This window comes from Streptomyces sp. WM4235, assembly GCF_001279725.1.
Classification (GTDB): Bacteria; Actinomycetota; Actinomycetes; order Streptomycetales; family Streptomycetaceae; genus Streptomyces.
Window position 1 is genome coordinate 1 of record NZ_LGDE01000090.1, and the last position, 19,954, is coordinate 19,954.

Consider the following 19,954-nt stretch of genomic DNA (forward strand, 5'->3'; position numbering starts at 1 on the left):
GGCGGCGGCCCCCCTGCCCCCCCCCCCCGCCCCGGCCGCGGTCCCCCCCCAGGCGCGCACGGAGCCCGAGGCCCCCCGCCGCGCCGCGGCCGAGTCCAGGCACCTCCTGACGGAACTCCGAGGCGACGGAACCGCCCCACCCGCCCCCGTCACCCCCCTCGTCGCGCAGCTCCGGTCCCTCGCCGCCACCCACCCCGGCGTCGCCCTGCACACCACCGGAACCGTCCCACCCGTATCCCCCGCGCTCACCCGCGACCTGGTCGCGGTGGCCGCGGAAGCCCTGGAGAACGCCCGCCGACACGCGTCCGCCTCCCACGTCGACATCACGGCCGCCGCCTCACCCACCGGCCTGTGCCTCACCATCACCGACGACGGCCGGGGCCTGCCGCCCGGCGGCCCCGACCCGGCCCACCTCCGCGCCACGGGCCACTTCGGCCTGCTCGGCATGACGGAACGCGCCGCGGCCCTCGGCGCCCACCTCGCCATCGGCCCCCCGGCCACCGGCCCCGGCACCCGGGTCCGCCTCGAAATGCCCCTCGGGAGCCCGTGATGCCGCCCTTGCGCGTCCTGATCGCCGACGACAACCCCGTCGTCCGCGCCGGCCTCTCGGCCCTGCTCGCGACCGCACCCGACATCGAGGTCGTCGCCCAGGCCACGGACGGCCGCGAGGCCCTCCACCTCACCCGGACCCACACCCCGGACGTGATCCTCCTCGACGTCCGGATGCCGGGAGTCGACGGCATCTCGGCACTGCCCCACCTGGCGCGCCTGGCCCCCGTACTGATGTTGACGTACAACCAGGAGTCGGAAATCGTCCGCGAAGCCCTCCTGCTGGGCGCCGGCGGCTACCTGGTCCACGGCGAGTTCACGCCGGATCTCCTGCTCACGGCGGTCCGCGACACCCACGCCGGCCGCGCCCACTTCACCCCGACGGCGGCAACCGCAGTCCTCGCGGAGCTCCGGGCCTCTTCGCAACCGCAACGGATTGTGGCACAGTCTTCTCAGCGCCTTCCCAACCACATCGCGTTCGGGCTGAGTTCACGTGAGGAGGAGGTCATGGATCTGATCGCATCCGGGATGAACAACCAACAGATCGCGGCCACCTGCTTCATCAGCGAGAAGACGGTCAAGAACCACATCAACCGCATCTTCGCCAAGCTCCAGACCACCACCCGCAGCGAAGCCATAGCCCGCTGGCTGGGAACCGCCCGCCCAGGGGTGGCCGGCCATGGGTAGACAGTCTGCGCAGTGGGTCCGTAATTGGGCCCCGGGACCCTTGGTTATCACCGGTGACTCCCCGTACGGTCCGCAAATCGACAGCGGCACCGGCCCGGGAGGAACCCCTCATGTCACACAACACGCTGCTGAAGGCCACCGTGCAGACGTCCATCCGCCTGCGCGGATGGACGGACACGGCGATGACGAGCATCCGCAAGCGCTACACGACCACGGACCGCGGCCAGACGGCCTTCGAGTACCTGGGCATCATCCTGGTGGTGGTGGTCATCATCGGGGCGATCATCGGCACGGGTATCGGGACCGAGATCACCACGAAGATCAAGCAAGCGATCACGGACATCAAAGCCGGCAAGTGACCTCGGGCAGACGGCTGGATGACCGCGGGCAGGCCTTTCCCGTTTATGTCGTGGCGGTGGTGGGTCTGCTCTTTGCTGCGCTCGCCTTCTTTGTCGTCGGAATGGCGGGAGCCACTCGCAGTGACGCTCAGGGCGCGGCGGACGCTGCGGCGCTTGCGGCGGCTCAAGAGGCCAGGGACAAGGTCTTCGTGGACCGAGATCTGCTCGTCCTCAAGCCGGCTGACTGGGAGGCGCTTCTCAGGGGTGATCGTCTCGATGGATCGAGCGCCTGCGCGAAGGCCGTCGAGTTCGCCGCTTTGAACGCCGCCACGGCGGAATGTGAAGCTGCCCTACCCGAGTTCACGGTCGCGGTGACCACCGACGGGACCGTCGGGAACTCGGTCATCCCGGGTACGGAGGCCATGCACGGCGAAGCCACGGCGAAGGCCGTGATCGAGCCTCGGTGCTCCCTCGGGGCCGGTCCGGTCGCAACGCCGAGCCCGACAGCCCCACCCAGTGATGGTGGCGCCGAGACGCCGCCCGCCACTGTCGCGTTGACATGCAAGGGCGGCGTATCGGTGGAGCTGGATCCTTCGAGCCCGGGCTCCCTGCTTCAACTGGCGAGGAAACTCTTCAGCGTGCGACTGGTCAACTGACAGCGAATGAGAGATGGGGAAGCGGCTACATGAGCACTCGGCACAGGACTGGCGTCCGTGGGGGAGCGGTCGTAGTGGTCACGGCGGTCTTGGCGCTCGCACTCGCGGGATGCGGTGTCGGCGATGACTCCAAGGGCAAGGAGCCGCAGAAGCCCTCTTCCGCACGGTCTCAAGGCGGCGGATCCAAGGCCCCCGTGCCCTCCGGGAGCCAGACATCTGCGCCAACCGAGGCCATCGCCACGGTGGAGGGGGCGAATGGCATGGTCCTCGTGATCAACTCTGCGAAGCGCGACTCCGGAGGGTTTCTCACGATCAGTGGTCAGATCAAGAACAACGGAAGCCAATCGTTCGCTGGGACCGCGGCGTGGCGGGGTAACGAACTCAACCAGAGCGGTGAGTCCGTAGCCGGTGCGACATTGGTCGACAAGGCAGGCAAGAAGCGGTACTACGTGCTGCGTGACACCGATGGCAGGTGCCTCTGCACCACTGGTGTCTCCAGTGTGGGTGCGGGTCAGGTCGTGCCCATCTTCGTCCAGTTTCCAGCGCCTCCGGCCAGCACCGCTGAAATGGAATTCAGTCTCCCCACCTTCGCCACGGCGACCGTCAAAATCTCCGGGTGACCCCATGACCACACGACACCGTGTCTCCGCGTCCACCGCCGTCGTCGGGCTCGTCATCGCCGGCGCCCACTTCATCGGGGCCACCAGTGCCCACGCCGACGACGTCAAGCCGTCGGTGCCGCCCGGTACCGAGCCTTCGGCTTCGGCCCCCGTGGCCATCGACTCGAACGCCCCCGGGCTCAAGATCCCGCAGGGTGGGACCCTGGCGCCCGTCAAGGTGCTCGACATCGCCGAGGTCGTCGAGGACCTCGGGGGTGAGGAGCGGCGGCAGGAGACCAATCAGACCGTCATGATGGCGCTGCAGTCCGAGGTCCTGTTCCCCGAGAACAGTGCGGTGTTCAACGCGCAGGCGGCGGCGCGGATACAGGCCATCGCCAACGAGATCAACCAGCAGAAGGCGACCCGCGTCCGCGTCTTCGGGTTCACCGATGACCAGGGCAGTTATGAGCACGGCAAGGAGCTGTCCAAGCAGCGCGCCGACGCCGTGCAGGCGGAGTTGGGCAAGACCGTGACGAACCCCGGCGTCATCTTCGACGTCCGCGGTTACAGCGAGGACTACCCGATCGCCGACAACGGAACCGAGGAAGGCCGGAAGAAGAACCGGCGCGTGGAGATCACGTTCCCGCGCGGCAGCGGCCAGTAGGCCTTCGACCAGTACGCCCTCGGTCAGTAGGCCTTCAGGTGGGAGGCCTTCGGGCGGTGAGGGTTCGCCCGCCGGTCCTTACTTCATGAGGGCGGCCGCCGCCTCGCGGGCTCGGTGGGCCGGCGCGGGGCCGGGGTCGAGGGCGGCCACGACGGTGGCGCCCTCGACCAGGAGCAGGAGTTGGTCCGCGAGGGTTTCGCGGTCGGGGCCGGCGAGCTCGGCCAGGAGGTTCCGCAGCTCCGCTTTGTGGCGGCGGATGACGTCCACCACGGCCTCGGGGCCGGTGCCGAGTTCGCCGTAGGCGTTGAGGAACGCGCAGCCCCGGAAGTCCGGTTCGCGGAACCAGTCCGCCAGCCAGTCGAAGACGCCGAGGATCGGGTCCGGTGCTTCGCTCACCGCCCTGCGCAGGCTTGTCGTCCAGCGTCGGTCGCGGCGTTCCAGGTAGGCGGTGACCAGGGATTCCTTGGCGGGGAAGACGCGGTACAGCCGTTTGAGGGGGACGCCCGATGCGGCGCGGATGCGGTCCATGCCGACGGCTTGGATTCCCTCGGCGTAGAACAGGGTCTCCGCCGCGTCGAGCAGTCGGGTCCGGGCCTCTTCGTCGTCCATGAGGGCAGCGTAGTCCAGGGACGCTTGCCTGGAGAACGATCGTTCTCTAGGGTGGCGGGCCAGAGGGAGAACGATCGTTCTCCCCTGGTCGAGAGGGCTGAGCCAATGACCGCTACCACCACCGCACCCCGTCCACCCCTGCCGCCCTTCACCGAGGAGAGCGCCCGCGCCAAGGTGCGGGCCGCCGAGGACGCGTGGAACAGTCGCGACCCCGACCGCGTCGCGCAGGCCTATACGGAGGACTCGGTCTGGCGCAACCGAGACCGCTTCCTGACCGGCCGCGCCGAGATCCGGGAGTTCCTCGCCGACAAGTGGGAGCGCGAGCTGGAGTATCGGCTCCGCAAGGAACTCTGGGCGTACACCGGGAACCGGATCTCCGTCCGCTTCGTGTACGAGTGGCACGACACCGCCGGTCAGTGGTGGCGTAGCCACGGCAACGAGCAGTGGGAGTTCGACGACGACGGCCTGATGCGCCGCCGGGAGGCGAGCATCAACGACGTCCCCATCGCCGAGGAGGACTGCCGGCTGGCCCGGACGCGCCACGACACCTGATGCCCCGGCCCCGGCGCCCCCGCCCGGCCCCGGAACGGGCGGCTACTGCCCGCGCGCCTGCGTGATCCCGTGCGCCTGCGTGATGAGGTCCGTCGCGACTTCCAGGGCCGCCTGGCGCGTCTCCTCCGGGTTCCCCTCCACGTGCTGGAGGAACATCATCCCGGCGTGCAGCGTGAACAGGGCGCTCACGCAGCGCACCTGGTCCGTCAGTGGCCCGTCGTCCGTCCGCAGCAGTTCGACCAGGGTGAAGAGCCGCTTCTTCACGGTCTCCCCGATGCTCAGCTCCCGCATGGTCGCCTGGTTCTCCTGCATGAACCGGTACAGGGAGGCCCCGGCCGCCATCGCCTCGCTGTAGCGCCGCAGCACTTCCCGTTTGGTCTCCAGCGTGCGCGGCTGCTCCTCGGCCCACGCGATCAGCTCGTCGATCGGACGCGTCACGTCCTCGAAGAGGCTGATGATGATGTCTTCCTTGGTCTTGAAGTGGTAGTACAGCGCCGCCTTCGTGACGTCCAGCCGCTCCGCGATCTCGCGCAGCGACGTCTTCTCGTACCCCTGCTCGGCGAAGAGCTCCACAGCCACGTCCTGGATGCGCTGGCGCGTGTTGCCACGGCGCTGCTGCGGACTGCTGCTGGTCATGGCGCTCCCCAAAATTACTTACTTGACGCCCGGCTAGTTACGGGTCTACCTTCCCCAGTGTAGTGAACTAGCCGGGCGGCAAGTAAGCCCCGGGGGTCAGGGGAGTGGACGAGATGGCGGAAATGACGAAGACGGCCGAAGCCTCGGAGGAGGTGAAGCCGCGCAGTGTCCGCGTCGTACTGATGGCGCTCATGATTGCGATGCTGCTGGCCATGCTCGACAACATGATCATCGGCACCGCCATGCCGACGATCGTCGGCGAACTCGGTGGCTTGGAGCACCTCTCCTGGGTCGTCACCGCGTACACCCTGGCCACGGCCGCCTCCACCCCAATCTGGGGGAAGATCGGCGACATGTACGGCCGGAAGGGCTCCTTCCTCACCTCGATCGTGATCTTCCTGATCGGTTCCGCGCTCAGCGGCATGGCCCAGGACATGGGTCAGTTGATCGGGTTCCGCGCGATCCAGGGCCTCGGAGCCGGTGGTCTGATGGTCGGCGTCATGGCGATCATCGGCGACCTGATCCCGCCCCGTGAGCGCGGCAAGTACCAGGGCATGATGGCCGGCGTGATGGCCCTCGCCATGATCGGCGGCCCGCTGGTCGGCGGCACCATCACCGACCACATGGGCTGGCGCTGGTCCTTCTACATCAACCTCCCGCTCGGCGCCGTCGCCCTCGCGATGGTCACCGCGGTCCTGCACCTTCCCAAGAAGAAGGCCCAGGGGAAGATCGACTACCTCGGCGCGGCCCTGTTGACCATCGCCATCACCTCCACCGTGCTCGTCACCACCTGGGGTGGCACCGAGTACGCCTGGGGTTCCGGTGAGGTCATCGGCCTGATCATCCTCGGCATCGTGTCCATCGCCGCGTTCCTCTACGTCGAGACCAAGGCCGCCGAGCCGGTCATGCCGCTGCACATCTTCCGCAGCCGCAACTTCACGCTCATGTCGGTGATCGGGTTCCTCGTCGGCTTCGCGATGTTCGGCGGCGTGCTCTACCTCCCGCTGTTCCAGCAGTCGGTACAGGGCGCCTCCGCCACCAACTCCGGCCTGCTGCTCCTGCCGATGCTGCTCTCGATGATGGTCGTCTCGCTGATCGCGGGCCGCATCACCACCAGCAGCGGCAAGTACAAGGTGTTCCCCATCGCCGGCGGCGCGCTCATGGTCGTCGGGCTCTTCCTGCTCGCGACCATGGACACCGGCACCACCCGTCTGATGTCCGGCGTCTACATGGCGGTCCTCGGCGCGGGCCTCGGCTTCCTGATGCAGATCACCATGCTCGTCGCGCAGAACAGCGTCGACATGAAGGACATGGGCGTCGCGTCCTCCTCCGCAACCCTGTTCCGCACCCTGGGCGGTTCCTTCGGTGTCGCCCTGATGGGCTCGTTGTTCACCTCGCAGGTGACCGACACCATGACCGAGCGACTGGGCCCCGAGGCCGCCGAGAAGGCGGGATCCGCCCAACTGGACGCCGCGAGCCTGGCCAAGCTGCCCGAAGCCATGCGCGATGCCTACCAGCACGCGGTCGCGGCCGGTACCCACTCCGCGTTCCTGCTCGGCGCGGCCATCGCCGTACTGGGCTTCGTGGCCGCCTGGTTCGTCAAGGAGGTCCCGCTCCGGGGCGCGGGCCCCGCCCAGGCCGCCGGCGGCGGCGAGGGCGGCGAGGGCAAGACCGCCCAGGCTCCCCAGGAGTCCATCGCCCACTGAGCGACGCGCGCGCCGCGCATGACGTGCGCGACGGGCACGCCCCGTGTGACGTAAGCGACAACGTGGGAATCGAACGAGCCCGGCACCGGCGGATGAACCAATCCGCCGGTGCCGGGCTCTTCCCGTGCCCCCGCCCACCCCTGCCGTGCCCGCGCCCGCTGTGACGCCCGGGTCCGGAGTCGCCTCGCGCGAGGTCGAGTGAATCCCGTCCACGGGAGGGGAGATTGAGCCGCGAGGTGATGGGTAGCAGGTTGGGACGATTCGGCCCGGTTTCAACGTGGCCGAAAATGCGGACGATCGGGGACGAATGTCCCATTACTTGGAATTTATGGGGGAATTCACTGGAACCCCTCCTCGTCACCCGGCGTCTGGAAGACGAGGGGGCACCACCACCGGCGGCGGTCGGAGGCGCCCACGAGGTGAAGGGGAGTGGACAGACTCATGGGGTTCTTGGCACGCACGCGCAAGCAGGCCGCACAGTCCCGGTTGACCGTCGTGGCGGCCGCCGTGGCCGTCGCCGCGACCGTATGGGGCGCGACGGCGATCGTCGGACCGGACCACCACGTCGGACAGGAGAACGCGGCCGGTCGGGCTGACGACCCCGCAGGCGGCGGCTCCGCGGGATCGCCCGGGTCCCCGAACGCACCCCGGCAGCACATGCCCGAGGAGATAGCCCACGCCTCGGAGGGCGGTGGGGACACGGTCAACGTCACCATCGACGACGGACCCGACCCCCGATGGACGCCGCGGATCCTCTCCGTCCTCGCGGAGCACGACGTGAAGGCGACCTTCTGCATGGTCGGCCCCCAGGCCGCGGCCCACCCGGACCTGGTCAAGCAGGTCGTCGCGGGCGGGCACCGGCTCTGCGACCACACCATGTCCCACGACACGGCGATGGACAAGAAGCCCGTCGCCTACCAGAAGGCGCAGATACTCGACGCGCAACGGCAGATAGAGCAAGCCGCGGGCGGCGACGCCAAGGTGGAGTACTACCGCGCCCCGGGCGGCGCCTTCACCCCCGACAGCCGGCGCATCGCCGCCGCGGCCGGCATGCGTCCGCTCGGTTGGAACGTCGACAGCAAGGACTTCAGCAAGCCGGGCGTCGCGGCGATCGTCAAGACGGTCAAGGGCGAGCTGAAGAACGGTCCGACGGTGCTCTTCCACGACGGCGGCGGCAACCGCGAGCAGACCGTCGAGGCTCTCGACAAGGTCCTGTCCTGGCTCGAAGACCAGGGCCGCCCCACCGGCTTCCCGGTCCGCACGGCCCCCTGACACGCCGTCCGGCGGCGAACGGGTGAGGGTCGCCCCGCCGGCCCCACCCCCGGTGTTCCCTGGTCGCACACGCGGCCGCACGTGGCCGCACGCAACCGCGTACGCATCACCGCGGGCAGGATCCCGCGTACGCATCACCGCGCAAGCATCACCGCGTACGCATCACCGCGCACCAGACCCCGCGCGCACCAGACCCCGCGCGTACCGAATCCCGCGCACGACCCGCCGGAGGACCGACCCGTGATCGCACCCGAGCAACTCACCGACCCAGCCGTCCGCGCCTTCGTCACGGCCGTGAACGCAGGCGACCGGGCGGCGTTCAACGCCGCGCTCGCCCCGGGCGCGACCATGTCGGACGACGGTTCCGACCGGGACCTCGGCGAGTGGACCGAGAAGGAGGTCTTCTCCTCGGCCGGTCACATGGCCGTCGCCTCGCAATCCGAGGACGGTCGCGCCCTCGTCGTCGACTACCGCAACGACACCTGGGGCGAGATGCGCACCGCCTGGCGGTTCGACGTCACCGCCGACGGCCGCGTCAGCCGCTTCGAGACCGGTCAGGCATGACCCGAGGCCGGGCCTGACCCGGGCCTGACCGCGCCTGCCCCGGCCCGGGGAAGCCGGCCGCCCCCGCCGCGCCGCTGTGCCCGAAGGCCTCGAACTCCTCCCGCGTTCCGTCGCCCCAACCGGCGTTCATCGGCTCGTATGCCTGGCCGCGCGCGGGAACCGTCACCTTCGGGTCCGCCCCCCTTTCCCGTACGGGTGAACGCGCGCCCCGCGTCGTTCCGGCCCGCCGGAAGCCCCCGTTGGGTCGGGCATGAAGCGCACCCGCACCGCCGCTCTCGCCCTCGCCGCCGCCGTGGCCGCCCTCGCCCCCGCCCTCGGCCAGTCCACTGCCACCGCCGCGCAGGGCGCGGCGTACCTCCAGGACCCGGGCGGCGAGGAGAAGGCGATGAAGTCGATGTGGACCAAGGACGACATGCACAAGGTGGAGGGGCAGTTCCGCTTCTACCCGACGGTCCAGTACAAGACGGTCACGAAGCCCGGCCCCGACGGCGCCCCGGAGTACGAGCGGAAGGTCGCCGACCCGAAGACGCTGGCCTGGTTGCCCTCGTACGAGTTCGCGTGGGCGGTGTCCGACTCCAAGCTCGTCAAGCGGGCGGTGACCACGAAGGACGGCAGGCACCCGATCGTCGTGCACGCCGTGCTGCGCGACGCGAGGCGGGCCAAGGCGGGCGAGGTGCGGCAGGAGCTGACGGACCGACCGGCGACGGGCCGCACGAAGGTTCCCGGCGGAAAGCGGATCGCCTGCGACACCGGCACCTACACGGTGGAGTGGTCGGTCACCCGGACCGGCTACGGGACGCTCACGGGCACGTTGAAGTGGAATTCCGACTGCGGGCAGTACCGCACGGCGTTCTCGCAGGACAACGGCCGGCAGAAGTAGCCGCAACAGGTCCGACAGGTCCGACAGGTTCGACAGATCCGACAGGCCCGACGGGCCGACAGGTGCGCAGGGGGAGAGGCCGGCCGCCCCGCGCACCTTGTGGGTGCTCGTCGGGCGGCAGGGCCGCGGCCTTGGATCAAGTGCCGTGACTGCCATGGTGCCGCACGGGGTGGGATGCGGCAGGGGGCGAAAGTCCCTTTTCCCAGGGGGCTTTCCGTACGTACGTCTCGCCGGTCAGCTCTTGCGGCCGGCCTCGGTCGCCTTCGCGGCGATGCCCTCAAGGACGCCCTTGGGGTCGCCGGACGGTTCCACGGCGCGACCGATGTTGCGCTTGATGGTGTCGCTGACGGTCACCCAGGACGGGTCGTTGACCGGGTAGAGCTGGGCGCCGCGCAAGGCGGTCAGGAACTGCACGTCGTTCTGGTCGAGGCCACCGCCGGCCGGGGTGCGGGAGGCGGACACCGTCGAGGGCAGCAGGTGGTAGCGCCCCGCGAAGTCGGACAGGTTCTTGTCCTGGTAGACGAAGTCCAGGAACTTGCCGATCTCCTCACGCTTGCCGTTCTGGTTGAACGCCATCATCCAGTCGGCGACACCGACCGTCGGCGGAGTCTCCCCGGGGCCGAGGGTGTCCGACACCGGCATCGAGACGGCACGGACGGAGATGCCCTTGGCGCGTGCCTCGTGAGCGAGCGAAGGGTAGCCGTTGAGCATGCCGACCTCTCCGCGCAGGAAGGCGGCGAACGCGTCGGCGCGGTTGAGCTGCGACGGCGGGACCGGACCGGTCAGGCCCGGGGCGACCATGAACTCCTTGATCCACTTGAAGGTCTGGATGTTCTGGTCGGAGGCGAGGCTGTAGTTGCCGCTGTTGTCGGAGTAGCCGCCTCCGTTGCTCAACTCCCAGATCAGCGCCTCGGCATGGGCCTCCTCCGGACCGAGCGGCATGGCGTAGGGGAACTTCACGCCCTGCTCCTTGAGCGCCTTGGCGGCCGTCTTCAGGTCGTTCCACGTCTTGGGTTCGCTCGTGACGCCGGCCTTGTCGAACAGTGCCTTGTTGTAGAAGAGCAGGCGGCTGCTCGCGACGAACGGCAGGCCGTACAGGGTGCTGCCGACCGTACCGGCCTCCGCGAGCGGTTGCAGGAAGTTCGCCTCGGCGGTGACGGAGAGCAGCTCGTCCGCGGAATAGAGCTTCCCCTGCGCCGCGAAGTCCGAGTAAGAGCCCATCAGGGCCATGTCCGGTGCCTTGTCGTCCCGCACCATGCGCGTGACCTCGCTGTCGATGTCCGCCCACGGGAGGAGTTGGACCTCGACCCTGAGAGCGGGGTTGGCCTTGGTGAAATCGGCCGTCACCTTGTCCCAGAAGGCCTTGGAACTGTTGCCCGGACCGTCGCCGTATTCGGCGGCGACCAGCCTCAGTGTGCCGCCGTCACCGGCGGCCTCGTCGGAACTGCCGCAGCCGGCTAGCGGGATGAGGAGACCGAGCACGGCCGCCCCGGTCGTCGCGGTGAACATTCTTCGTCGCACGGATGGATTCCCCTGATTTTCTTTGAGTCCCGTTGTTACTTATGAGTCACTCCGGGCTGGGGTGTCCGTCCGTGGCCCGTTGGCCGGAATTCTCTCCCGAGGGTGGGGCGGTTGATTCCATTGGGGTGGTGGTTGTGGTCAATGCTCCAACTGGGGCTTTTCCACATGGTGTTTTCCGATATGTGATCCACAATTCCCACGCGCGTAGACATGCCGAAAAGCCCGTTTCCGGCCATGGAACGGGCTGTCGGGGTGGCGGGGGCGTCGGGCGGTCAGGCGGTCAGGGGGTCGGGCCATCCGGCCACCGGCCGTCCGGCCGTCGGGTCCTCGGGACGGTCAGTCGGCGAAATCGCCCGCGTAGGGGTCCGGCTCGCCCGTCTCCGGGTTGCGGCCCTCCTGCCAACGGCGCTGGGCCTTGCGCCAGTGGACGAAGCTCAGGTGGCCGCCGTCCCAGAAGGTGATGCTGACGGGGCTCACGTCGAACTCGTCCGAGCACAGCCGGAGCAGGAATTCGGCCATGCCGTACGGATACACCGCGAAGGACTCGGCGGTGTGCCGCCCGACCACCAGGACCGGCCAGCGGTCGGGGTCGGGGTCGGTCGTCAACCAGCACAGGATGTCCGAGCCGCCCGTGACCCCCCACGCGAGGATGGACTCCGGGTCCACGTCGAAGACGGCCCGGCCGCCCTCGGTCTTCCAGACCTGGCGGGCGTTGGCGGTCTCCTCGGCCATCTCGGCCGGATCCCACTGGAGTCCGGGCTTGGGCAGGGGCAACAGGATGCCGGCCTCGCCGTTGATGGACCCGGAGCCGAAGCGCCCCATGAACGCGATGAAGTCGGCCGGGAACCTCGTCCCCCAGGCCGCCTCGGCGGCCCGCCAGTCGATGTCCTCGTCGGCGCCGTGCGTCGCCGGCATGATCTGCTCCAGCGCCTTGATCCGCGCGTTCTCCGTCATGCCGCTCCCCTGACACCCCAGCTCAACCGCCCCAACCTACCCCCGAGGCGGTTCACCGCCTAGCGGGAGGTGAGACGGACGTCAGGTTCCGGCTCCGTCCGGTCGCGGTTCGACCTCGACGCGGGTCCCGACCCGCAGGCCCCAGCAGGCCATCGCACCCGCCTCGGCCTCCAGGACGTGCCGGGAGCGCGGACGGGGCAGCCCCAGCCGGCCGGGGACCATCGTGGTCAGGGCGATCACGTCGAGGTTCCGGTCGAGGTACGCGACATCGATCGCGAACCGCATCCGGAACGTGTGCACGCTGCCCGCCGGCGTCAACAACAGCGCCCCCGCGATCCCGTCGCGCCCGAGCAACCCGCGGGTACGGGCCCGGTAGGAGGCGGCGATCTCCAGCGGCACCGGCGCCCCGTCCGCCCCGCCCACGCGCAGGACGGCTCCGCCGTCACGCCAACGCCCCATGTGCCCCCGCCCCTTCCCGTCCGACCCGTCCGACCGGGTGGTCAGGGTAGGGGCAATGGGCCCCCGGACCCATGCCCCCGCGAGGGACCGGGCCTACGGTCGTCGGATGGGCCTGGTCGTGATCATCCTCGCCGCCGCGTACGGAGCGGGCGCGGGCCTCCTGCTGCCGCGCGCGGCGTACCGGCTGTCCGTGGAGCCGGGGGAGCCCTGGCGGGACGCGTGCCCCGACGGGCATCCACTGCCGGGTTGGGTGGGCCGCGCCCGCTGCCGGCTCCCCGCAGCGCCGTCCGTGTCCCGGTCGGCGCCCGCGCCCGGGCGCCCCGGCCCCGGGGCGGGCGCGCCGCCTTCGGGGCCCGTCCCCGCGGACCCCGACGCCCCGACCACCGGCCCGCCGCCCCACCGCTACGGGGTCCGCCCCGCGGGAGTCGTGTGTCTGGTGGCCGGGGTCTGCGCCCTGCTCGCGTGGGCCGTCGGGGCGCGGCCCGAGGCGGTGGCGTTCGTGGGGCTCGCGCCCGCGTTCGTCCTGCTCGGCCTGGTCGACGTCGCCGTGCACCGGCTGCCGGACCCGCTGACCCTGCCGCTCGCCGCGGCCGCGGCCGTACTGCTCGGGTGCGCCGGGCTGCTGCCGGGCGCCGCCGGGTCGTGGCGGTCGGCGCTGCTCGGCGGGGCCGCGCTCGCGGGCTCGTACCTGGTGCTGTACCTGATCCACCCCGCCGGCATGGGCTTCGGGGACGTCAAGCTGGCGCTGTCCCTCGGGGTCGCTCTTGGGTGGTACGGCTGGGGGGTATGGGCGCTGGGGGCCTTCCTCGGCTTCCTCTACGGAGCCGTGTACGGCCTGGGCCTGCTGCTGCGCGGCCGTGCGGGGCGCCGGACGGCCTTCCCGTTCGGCCCCTTCATGGCCGCCGGCGCGCTCACCGGAGTGCTGCTGGGCGGATTCGGAGCGTAATCGTTTTGCGTCAATGCACGCATCACGCTTTACGAAGGGTTATGGTGGAACCCCCCCCTCGGGCCGGTCCGTATCCCCCCCACGGACCGGCCCGTTTTTTGTTTCCCCGCGCCGGTTTCCGAAGGCGCGGCATCAGCGCAGGTCAGCCGCGCTGGGCCCAGATGTTGGCGCCGGGGGTGGAGACGGCGAAGGAGTCGATCTCCTTCAACTCCTGCTCCGTGAGCGGGGCACCGGCCAGAGCGGCCACGTTCTCCTCCAACTGCTTCACGCTCGACGCGCCGATCAGAGCCGACGTCATGCGCTCGTCCCGCAGCACCCAGTTGAGCGCCAACTGCGCCAACGACTGCCCGCGCCGCACCGCGATCTCGTTCAGTCCCTTGAGCCGGCGCAGGACGTCGTCCGAGAGCAGGTCCGGGTTGAGGGACTTGCCCTGACTGGCCCGCGAGCCCTCCGGGATGCCCTTCAGGTACTTGCCCGTCAGGAGGCCCTGGGCGAGCGGCGCGAAGGAGATGCAGCCCATGCCGGCCTCCTCCAGGGTGTCCAGCAGCCCGTCCTCCTCCGTCCAGCGGTTGATCATGGAGTACGAGGGCTGGTGGATGAGCGGGCGCACGCCCATGTCGCGCAGGATCCGCGCGGCCTCGGCCGTCTGCTCGGCCGTGTACGAGGACACGCCCACGTAGAGGGCCTTGCCCTGCTGGACCGCGGACGCCAGGGCGCCCATGGTCTCCTCCAGCGGGGTCTCCGGGTCGAAGCGGTGCGAGTAGAAGATGTCGACGTAATCGACGCCCATCCGCTTCAGCGAGGCGTCCAGCGAGCCGAGCAGGTACTTGCGGCTGCCCCACTCGCCGTACGGGCCGGCGTGCATCAGATAGCCGGCCTTGGTGGAGAGCACCAGTTCCTCGCGGTGGGACGCGAAGTCCTGCGCGAAGATCTTGCCGAAGTTGAGCTCGGCGGACCCGGGCGGCGGCCCGTAGTTGTTGGCCAGGTCGAAATGGGTGACACCGAGGTCGAAGGCGCGCCGCAGGATCGCCCGCTGGGGCGCCAGGGACGTGTCGTCGCCGAAGTTGTGCCAGAGGCCGAGGGAGATGGCGGGGAGCTTGAGGCCGCTGTGGCCGGTGCGCCGGTACTCCATGGAGTCGTAGCGCGAGGGCTCTGCCCGATAGGGATTGGTATCAGTCACGTTGTCCTCCCTATCACGGACTTGTGATCGACCGAGTTGGGTACCCCTTCCCACATCCCAGTAATGTGGCGGACTCGGGGGACCGCAATTCGCACGGGGGCATTGCACGGAGGGGCTGGAAGATCGTGAAGCTGCGCGACCTGGTGTACAGGCTCTACGCACGCCGGGTGGAAGGCCGCCTCGACCATGACGAGGCACCCAAGCACATCGGCGTCATCCTGGACGGGAACCGGCGCTGGGCGAAGGCGTCCGGAGGAACCACGGAGCAGGGCCACCAGGCCGGAGCCGACAAGATCTCCGAGATGCTGGGCTGGTGCACCGAGACGGACGTCGAGGTCGTCACCCTGTGGATGCTCTCCACGGACAATCTGGACCGTCCCGAGGTCGAGCTGCGTCCGCTGCTCAACATCATCGAGAACACCGTGCGGGGCCTCGCGGCGGACGGCCGCTGGCGCGTCCACCACGTCGGCAACCTCGACATCCTGCCCGCGCGGACCCAGTCCGTGCTGAAGGAGGCCGAGCAGGCCACCCACGAGGTCGACGGGATACTGGTCAACGTCGCCGTCGGCTACGGCGGCCGCCAGGAGATCGCCGACGCGGTCCGCTCGCTGCTGCTGGAGCACGCCGAGAAGGGCACCTCCTTCGAGGAGCTCGCCGAGGTCCTCGACATCGACCACATCGCGGAGCACCTCTACACCCGGGGCCAGCCCGACCCGGACCTGGTCATCCGCACCAGCGGCGAACAGCGGCTGTCCGGGTTCATGCTCTGGCAGAGCGCACATTCGGAGTACTACTTCTGCGAGGTTTTCTGGCCGGCCTTCCGCAAGGTCGACTTCCTCCGGGCACTGCGCGACTACGCCGCGCGCCACCGGCGGTACGGCAGCTGATCCACGGACGGCGGGCTCCTCGACGGGAGTTCGCCGTGACCGCGGCCCCTTCCGGTTCGGCACGTCCCCGCGCGCCCCGTCGCCCCCCTCTCAAGCCTTCACCAGGGGTTCACCGAGCGTCCGTCATATGCCATGGCATGGCCTTGCCCGTTCGAGGGCATAACCCTGGCAGGTCGACGTCCGATCCACGGGTGTCGAGTCTCAGCGGACGGCATGGGGTCGTCCGCCCGGGAGGCCCTTTGCACCAGGACGCACGTGCGGTTCGCACGGACGGAGTGGAGGGCCGGGAATCGGCCCGCGCATGGGTGCCGATGACCGGTCCGGTCTTCATGGCCCGACCTCTTCCGAGGGGGTACGTCCTTCCGTGGTGACCAGCACAAAGCGCCGCCTGCCCGACAGGCGGACCTACGTCCTCGACACCAGCGTCCTGCTGGCAGACCCCAACGCGATCTCCCGCTTCGACGAGCACGAGGTCGTGCTCCCGATCGTGGTGATCACCGAGCTGGAGGCAAAGAGGCACCATCCCGAACTCGGCTACTTCGCGCGCCAGGCCCTCCGCCTGCTCGACGACTTCCGGGTCCGGTACGGACGTCTCGACGCCCCCATCCCGCTGGGCGATCTGGGTGGCACCCTGCGTGTCGAGCTCAACCACTCCGACCCGGGCGTCCTGCCCGCCGGCTTCAGGCTGGGGGACAACGACTCGCGGATCCTCGCCGTCGCCCGCAATCTCCAGGCCGAGGGCTACGACGTCACGGTGGTCTCGAAGGATCTCCCGCTGCGCATCAAGGCCTCCTCCGTGGGGCTGCTCGCCGAGGAGTACCGGGCGGAGCTCGCCATCACCGACGCCGGATGGACCGGCATGAGCGAGCTGGCCCTCTCCGGCGAACAGGTGGACCTGCTCTTCTCGGAGGAGCGGCTCTACGTGCCCGAGGCCGCCGAGCTGCCCGTCCACACCGGGCTGGTCCTCCAGTCCGAGCGCGGCAAGGCGCTGGGCCGGGTCACGGCCGACGGCAACGTGAAGCTCGTGCGCGGCGACCGCGAGGCCTTCGGGCTGCACGGCCGCAGCGCCGAGCAGCGCATCGCCCTCGACCTCCTGCTCGACCCGGAGATCGGCATCCTGTCGATGGGCGGCCGGGCCGGCACCGGAAAGTCGGCGCTCGCGCTGTGCGCGGGCCTGGAGGCGGTGCTGGAGCGGAGGCAGCATCAGAAGGTGATGGTCTTCCGGCCGCTGTACGCGGTGGGCGGCCAGGACCTCGGCTACCTGCCCGGGGACGCCTCCGAGAAGATGAGCCCGTGGGCGCAGGCGGTGTTCGACACGCTCTCGGCGGTCGCCGGACGCGAGGTCATCGAGGAGGTGCTGAACCGCGGGATGCTCGAAGTCCTGCCGCTCACCCACATCCGCGGTCGTTCGCTCCACGACGCCTTCGTGATCGTGGACGAGGCGCAGTCGCTGGAACGGAACGTGCTGCTGACGGTGCTGTCCCGGATCGGCGCCAACTCGCGGGTCGTGCTGACCCACGACGTGGCCCAGCGGGACAACCTGAGGGTGGGCCGGTACGACGGAGTGGTCGCCGTCGTTGAGAAGCTGAAGGGCCATCCGCTCTTCGCGCACATCACGCTGACTCGTTCCGAGCGTTCGCCGATCGCCGCGCTCGTCACGGAGATGCTGGAGACCCTGTAACCGCAAAGGGGACAGAACCCCCATAGGGGGAAGTAGAGTTGGCGCCGCCCGGCAAAGGCCCAGAAGCCTAGCCGGGCGGCGCTGTGCTGCACAGGCCTTTGTCGAAAACAACGGCCTCTGCGCAGGTGTGACCTTTCCCACGCAACGTGGAATTGCCCTGCGGCGTCGAGGTCCGGCAGAGTCTGATTTCCGTCAGGCCCCACATACGGCACACCTGTATCTCTCGTGAGATACGCGCAGTACCACAACTCCACAGTCGTCTGCCGTATGTCGCCCGAGTTTCACGCGGCAGCTCCCGCAGGGGAGTTGCCCACGGGCCCGAGCCTCCAGTGACCGCGGATTCATGGAGGCCAGTGTCCAGGGGCACTTTTGCGCCCGCGAGGTCACTGCGGACGCTGCTGGAAGGACACCGTGTGAGCCGGATCTCGGTTCGAGGGTTCGCAGTGGCTTCGGCCACCGCTGTCACCACCGTCGGCGCAGTCGTGGGCGTTGCCACCGGCGACGCCACCACGAACGACCTCGAGACCACCGCGTCGGGTGCGACTCTCCTCACTGAAATCCCGGTCGGCGAGCAGGCCCAGGTCCAGAGCGGCTCCCTGACGCAGCAGGCCGACACGATCGCCCACGCCGCCGACGCCGACGCCAAGCGTTCGGCCGAGGAAGCCGCACGCATCGAGGCCGCCGAGACCGCCAAGGCGAAGAAGTCCGACGCCCAGGCCGCGGCGGACGCGGAGGCCAAGAAGAAGTCCGAGGCCGAGGCCGCCGCGAAGCTGAAGAAGGAGCGCGAGGAGGCCGGCGAGGTCGCCAGCCGCTCCTCGGCGCGCGACGCCGGCGACTTCGACGTCCAGGGCTCCTACACGATCTCCGAGATCAAGTCGATCGCCCGGCAGATCGTCCCGGCGGGCCAGTTCCAGTGCTTCTCGGAGATCGTCAACCGGGAATCCACCTGGAACTACAAGGCCGTCAACTCGTCCTCGGGCGCCTACGGTCTGGTCCAGGCACTGCCCGGTTCGAAGATGTCCTCGGTCGGCGCCGACTGGCGCACCAACCCCGCCACGCAGATCAAGTGGGGCCTGGGCTACATGAACGAGCGCTACGGCAGCCCGTGCGCGGCGTTGAGCTTCCACGACGCCAACGACTGGTACTAGGCACGCGCCACCGCACAACCTCCGGGAGCCCCGCACCGTCCTACGGTGCGGGGCTCCTCGCGTGTACGGTCTTCGAGGTGTGTTCACGGGCGGGGGGAAAGGAAAGACATGTCGAAGAGGGCAGGCTGGCTCGGCCGGGTCGGGAGAAAGCTCAGCCAGGTGGAGGCTCGCCTCGACGAACGGCGGGCCGAGGTCGAGGCGGAGACCTCCGACGACCGACCGGTGGCCCAGGCCTCCCCGACGCCGCTCCCGCCCCCGGGAAGCACCGGCCCCGTCCGCGACGCGTCCGGCCGGCGGGTGCGCCCCGACCCGGTGACCGTCATCCCCTGGGGCATGCGCGTGGCCGCGGAGGCCAGTTGGCGGCTGCTGCTGCTCGCCGGGATGCTCTGGGTCCTGATGAAGGTGATCAGTGAGGTCCGCCTCGTCGTCCTCGCCTTCGCCGCGGCCCTGCTCGTCACCGCCCTGCTCCAGCCCTTCGTCGTCCGGCTGCGCCGGCTCGGGCTGCCGCGGGGCCTCGCCACCGCCGTGACGGCGATCCTCGGATTCGTGGTCATCGGGCTGGTCGGCTGGTTCGTGGTCTGGCAGGTCATGGAGAACCTCGACGACCTCTCCGACCGGGTCCGCGACGGCATCAACGAACTCAAGGTCTGGGCACTGGACAGTCCGTTCCACGTGACCGAGAAGCAGATCAACGACATCGCGAAGAACCTCACCGACACCATCGGCACCAACACCGAGGAGATCACCTCCGCCGGACTGCAAGGCGTGACGGTGCTCGTCGAGGTGCTGACGGGCATGCTGCTCGCGATGTTCTCGACGCTCTTCCTGCTCTACGACGGCAAGCGGATCTGGACCTGGGTGCTCGGCCTGGTACCGGCCGCCGCCCGTCCCGGCATGGCCGGCGCCGGTCCGCGCGCCTGGCGCACGCTGACCGCGTACGTACGGGGCACCGTCCTCGTGGCGCTCATCGACGCCGTGTTCATCGGCCTCGGCCTGTACTTCCTCGACGTCACGATGGCCGTACCGCTGGCCGTGTTCATCTTCCTGTTCGCCTTCATCCCGCTCGTCGGAGCCGTGATCTCCGGCGCCCTCGCGGTGGTCGTGGCCCTGGTGACCCAGGGGCCGTTCATCGCGCTGATGGTGCTGGCCGTGGTGCTCGCCGTGCAGCAGATCGAGGGCCACGTGCTCCAGCCCTTCATCCTGGGTCGGGCGGTACGGGTGCACCCGCTCGCGGTGGTGCTGTCCGTGGCCGCCGGCGGGATGATCGCGGGCATCGGCGGAGCGGTGGTCGCCGTTCCGCTGGTCGCCGTCACCAACACGGTGGTCGGCTTCCTCAAGGCGTACTCGCGCGAGCAACTCCACCCGGGCATGGCCGAGGTGGGGCCCGCCCCGCACGGGGCCACCGCGCTGGACGCGTCGCCGCGCACGCCGGGGGAGACGAGCCAGGGTGAGCAGCGGGTCTGACG

22 protein-coding genes are annotated in these 19,954 nt (G+C 69.7%); 16 read left to right on the forward strand and 6 right to left on the reverse strand.

The genetic code is table 11. The features are described from left to right. The 6 genes from ADK55_RS09325 to ADK55_RS09350 form a co-directional block, all read left to right on the forward strand. A partial coding sequence (locus ADK55_RS09325; RefSeq protein WP_324611176.1) for a sensor histidine kinase occupies window positions 1-550 on the forward strand: 550 nt, incomplete at its 5' end. Beyond that, complete coding sequence (locus ADK55_RS09330; RefSeq protein WP_053677015.1) at window positions 550-1,236, forward strand: response regulator; 687 nt, start codon at window positions 550-552, stop codon at window positions 1,234-1,236. The genes ADK55_RS09325 and ADK55_RS09330, both read left to right, overlap by 1 nt. A 110-nt stretch (window positions 1,237-1,346) precedes the next feature. Beyond that, a complete protein-coding gene (locus ADK55_RS09335) occupies window positions 1,347-1,595 on the forward strand; it encodes a hypothetical protein (RefSeq protein WP_053677016.1) in 249 nt (82 codons plus the stop codon). Then, complete coding sequence (locus ADK55_RS09340; RefSeq protein WP_053677017.1) at window positions 1,592-2,230, forward strand: pilus assembly protein TadG-related protein; 639 nt, start codon at window positions 1,592-1,594, stop codon at window positions 2,228-2,230. Before ADK55_RS09335 ends, ADK55_RS09340 begins: the two co-directional genes overlap by 4 nt. 74 nt (window positions 2,231-2,304) lie before the next feature. Beyond that, window positions 2,305-2,850 (forward strand): hypothetical protein, encoded by a 546-nt coding sequence (locus ADK55_RS09345; protein WP_420713608.1) that lies wholly within the window; start codon window positions 2,305-2,307, stop codon window positions 2,848-2,850. Window positions 2,851-2,854: 4 nt separating this feature from the next. Then, window positions 2,855-3,493 carry an OmpA family protein gene (locus tag ADK55_RS09350; RefSeq protein WP_053677019.1) on the forward strand — a complete coding sequence of 213 codons (639 nt, stop codon included), beginning with the start codon at window positions 2,855-2,857 and terminating at the stop codon, window positions 3,491-3,493. Window positions 3,494-3,571: 78 nt separating this feature from the next. On the opposite strand, the gene ADK55_RS09355 is transcribed toward ADK55_RS09350, so the two are convergent. Continuing rightward, the gene (locus tag ADK55_RS09355) at window positions 3,572-4,102 is read right to left on the reverse strand and encodes a TetR/AcrR family transcriptional regulator (RefSeq protein ID WP_053677020.1); all 531 of its coding nucleotides are present in this window, start codon (window positions 4,100-4,102) and stop codon (window positions 3,572-3,574) included. Window positions 4,103-4,207: 105 nt separating this feature from the next. On the opposite strand from ADK55_RS09355, the gene ADK55_RS09360 reads away from it, so the two are divergent. Continuing rightward, window positions 4,208-4,654, forward strand: coding sequence for a DUF1348 family protein (locus ADK55_RS09360; protein WP_053677021.1), 447 nt, complete (start codon window positions 4,208-4,210; stop codon window positions 4,652-4,654). A 42-nt stretch (window positions 4,655-4,696) separates the two neighbouring features. Here the strand turns inward: ADK55_RS09360 and ADK55_RS09365 are convergent, their stop codons facing one another. Then, window positions 4,697-5,290 (reverse strand): TetR/AcrR family transcriptional regulator, encoded by a 594-nt coding sequence (locus ADK55_RS09365; RefSeq protein ID WP_053677022.1) that lies wholly within the window; start codon window positions 5,288-5,290, stop codon window positions 4,697-4,699. A 113-nt stretch (window positions 5,291-5,403) separates the two neighbouring features. On the opposite strand from ADK55_RS09365, the gene ADK55_RS09370 reads away from it, so the two are divergent. The 4 genes from ADK55_RS09370 (at window position 5,404) to ADK55_RS09385 (ending at window position 9,712) form a co-directional block, all read left to right on the forward strand. Next, the gene (locus tag ADK55_RS09370; RefSeq protein WP_053677023.1) at window positions 5,404-6,996 is read left to right on the forward strand and encodes an MDR family MFS transporter; all 1,593 of its coding nucleotides are present in this window, start codon (window positions 5,404-5,406) and stop codon (window positions 6,994-6,996) included. 441 nt (window positions 6,997-7,437) lie between these two features. Continuing rightward, complete coding sequence (locus ADK55_RS09375; RefSeq protein WP_053677024.1) at window positions 7,438-8,268, forward strand: polysaccharide deacetylase family protein; 831 nt, start codon at window positions 7,438-7,440, stop codon at window positions 8,266-8,268. A 240-nt stretch (window positions 8,269-8,508) separates the two neighbouring features. Continuing rightward, window positions 8,509-8,832, forward strand: a complete 324-nt coding sequence (locus tag ADK55_RS09380) for a hypothetical protein (protein ID WP_053677025.1) — start codon at window positions 8,509-8,511, stop codon at window positions 8,830-8,832. 250 nt (window positions 8,833-9,082) lie between these two features. Further along, window positions 9,083-9,712 (forward strand): hypothetical protein, encoded by a 630-nt coding sequence (locus tag ADK55_RS09385; protein ID WP_053677026.1) that lies wholly within the window; start codon window positions 9,083-9,085, stop codon window positions 9,710-9,712. Window positions 9,713-9,946: 234 nt separating this feature from the next. On the opposite strand, the gene ADK55_RS09390 is transcribed toward ADK55_RS09385, so the two are convergent. From ADK55_RS09390 to ADK55_RS09400, 3 genes are all read right to left on the reverse strand, one after another. Further along, window positions 9,947-11,221, reverse strand: a complete 1,275-nt coding sequence (locus ADK55_RS09390; RefSeq protein WP_053677027.1) for an extracellular solute-binding protein — start codon at window positions 11,219-11,221, stop codon at window positions 9,947-9,949. 348 nt (window positions 11,222-11,569) lie between these two features. Beyond that, a complete protein-coding gene (locus tag ADK55_RS09395; protein ID WP_053677028.1) occupies window positions 11,570-12,187 on the reverse strand; it encodes an SMI1/KNR4 family protein in 618 nt (205 codons plus the stop codon). 81 nt (window positions 12,188-12,268) lie between these two features. Continuing rightward, complete coding sequence (locus ADK55_RS09400) at window positions 12,269-12,646, reverse strand: DUF192 domain-containing protein (RefSeq protein ID WP_053677029.1); 378 nt, start codon at window positions 12,644-12,646, stop codon at window positions 12,269-12,271. A 106-nt stretch (window positions 12,647-12,752) separates the two neighbouring features. On the opposite strand from ADK55_RS09400, the gene ADK55_RS09405 reads away from it, so the two are divergent. Then, entirely contained in the window at window positions 12,753-13,592 is an 840-nt protein-coding gene (locus ADK55_RS09405) for a prepilin peptidase (RefSeq protein ID WP_053677030.1), read from the forward strand. Window positions 13,593-13,734: 142 nt separating this feature from the next. On the opposite strand, the gene mgrA is transcribed toward ADK55_RS09405, so the two are convergent. Then, window positions 13,735-14,772, reverse strand: coding sequence for an L-glyceraldehyde 3-phosphate reductase (gene mgrA, locus ADK55_RS09410; RefSeq protein WP_053677031.1), 1,038 nt, complete (start codon window positions 14,770-14,772; stop codon window positions 13,735-13,737). Window positions 14,773-14,897: 125 nt separating this feature from the next. Between mgrA and ADK55_RS09415 the strand changes: the two genes are divergently transcribed. The 4 genes from ADK55_RS09415 to ADK55_RS09430 all read left to right on the forward strand — a co-directional run bounded on the left by ADK55_RS09415 (window position 14,898) and on the right by ADK55_RS09430 (window position 19,952). After that, window positions 14,898-15,659, forward strand: coding sequence for an isoprenyl transferase (locus tag ADK55_RS09415; protein ID WP_053677032.1), 762 nt, complete (start codon window positions 14,898-14,900; stop codon window positions 15,657-15,659). Between the two features lie 364 nt (window positions 15,660-16,023). Continuing rightward, entirely contained in the window at window positions 16,024-17,340 is a 1,317-nt protein-coding gene (locus ADK55_RS09420; RefSeq protein ID WP_053677033.1) for a PhoH family protein, read from the forward strand. A gap of 395 nt (window positions 17,341-17,735) precedes the next feature. Next, entirely contained in the window at window positions 17,736-18,488 is a 753-nt protein-coding gene (locus tag ADK55_RS09425; RefSeq protein ID WP_420713611.1) for a transglycosylase SLT domain-containing protein, read from the forward strand. A 108-nt stretch (window positions 18,489-18,596) separates the two neighbouring features. Then, window positions 18,597-19,952 carry an AI-2E family transporter gene (locus ADK55_RS09430; RefSeq protein WP_053677035.1) on the forward strand — a complete coding sequence of 452 codons (1,356 nt, stop codon included), beginning with the start codon at window positions 18,597-18,599 and terminating at the stop codon, window positions 19,950-19,952. Window positions 19,953-19,954: the final 2 nt, after the last annotated feature.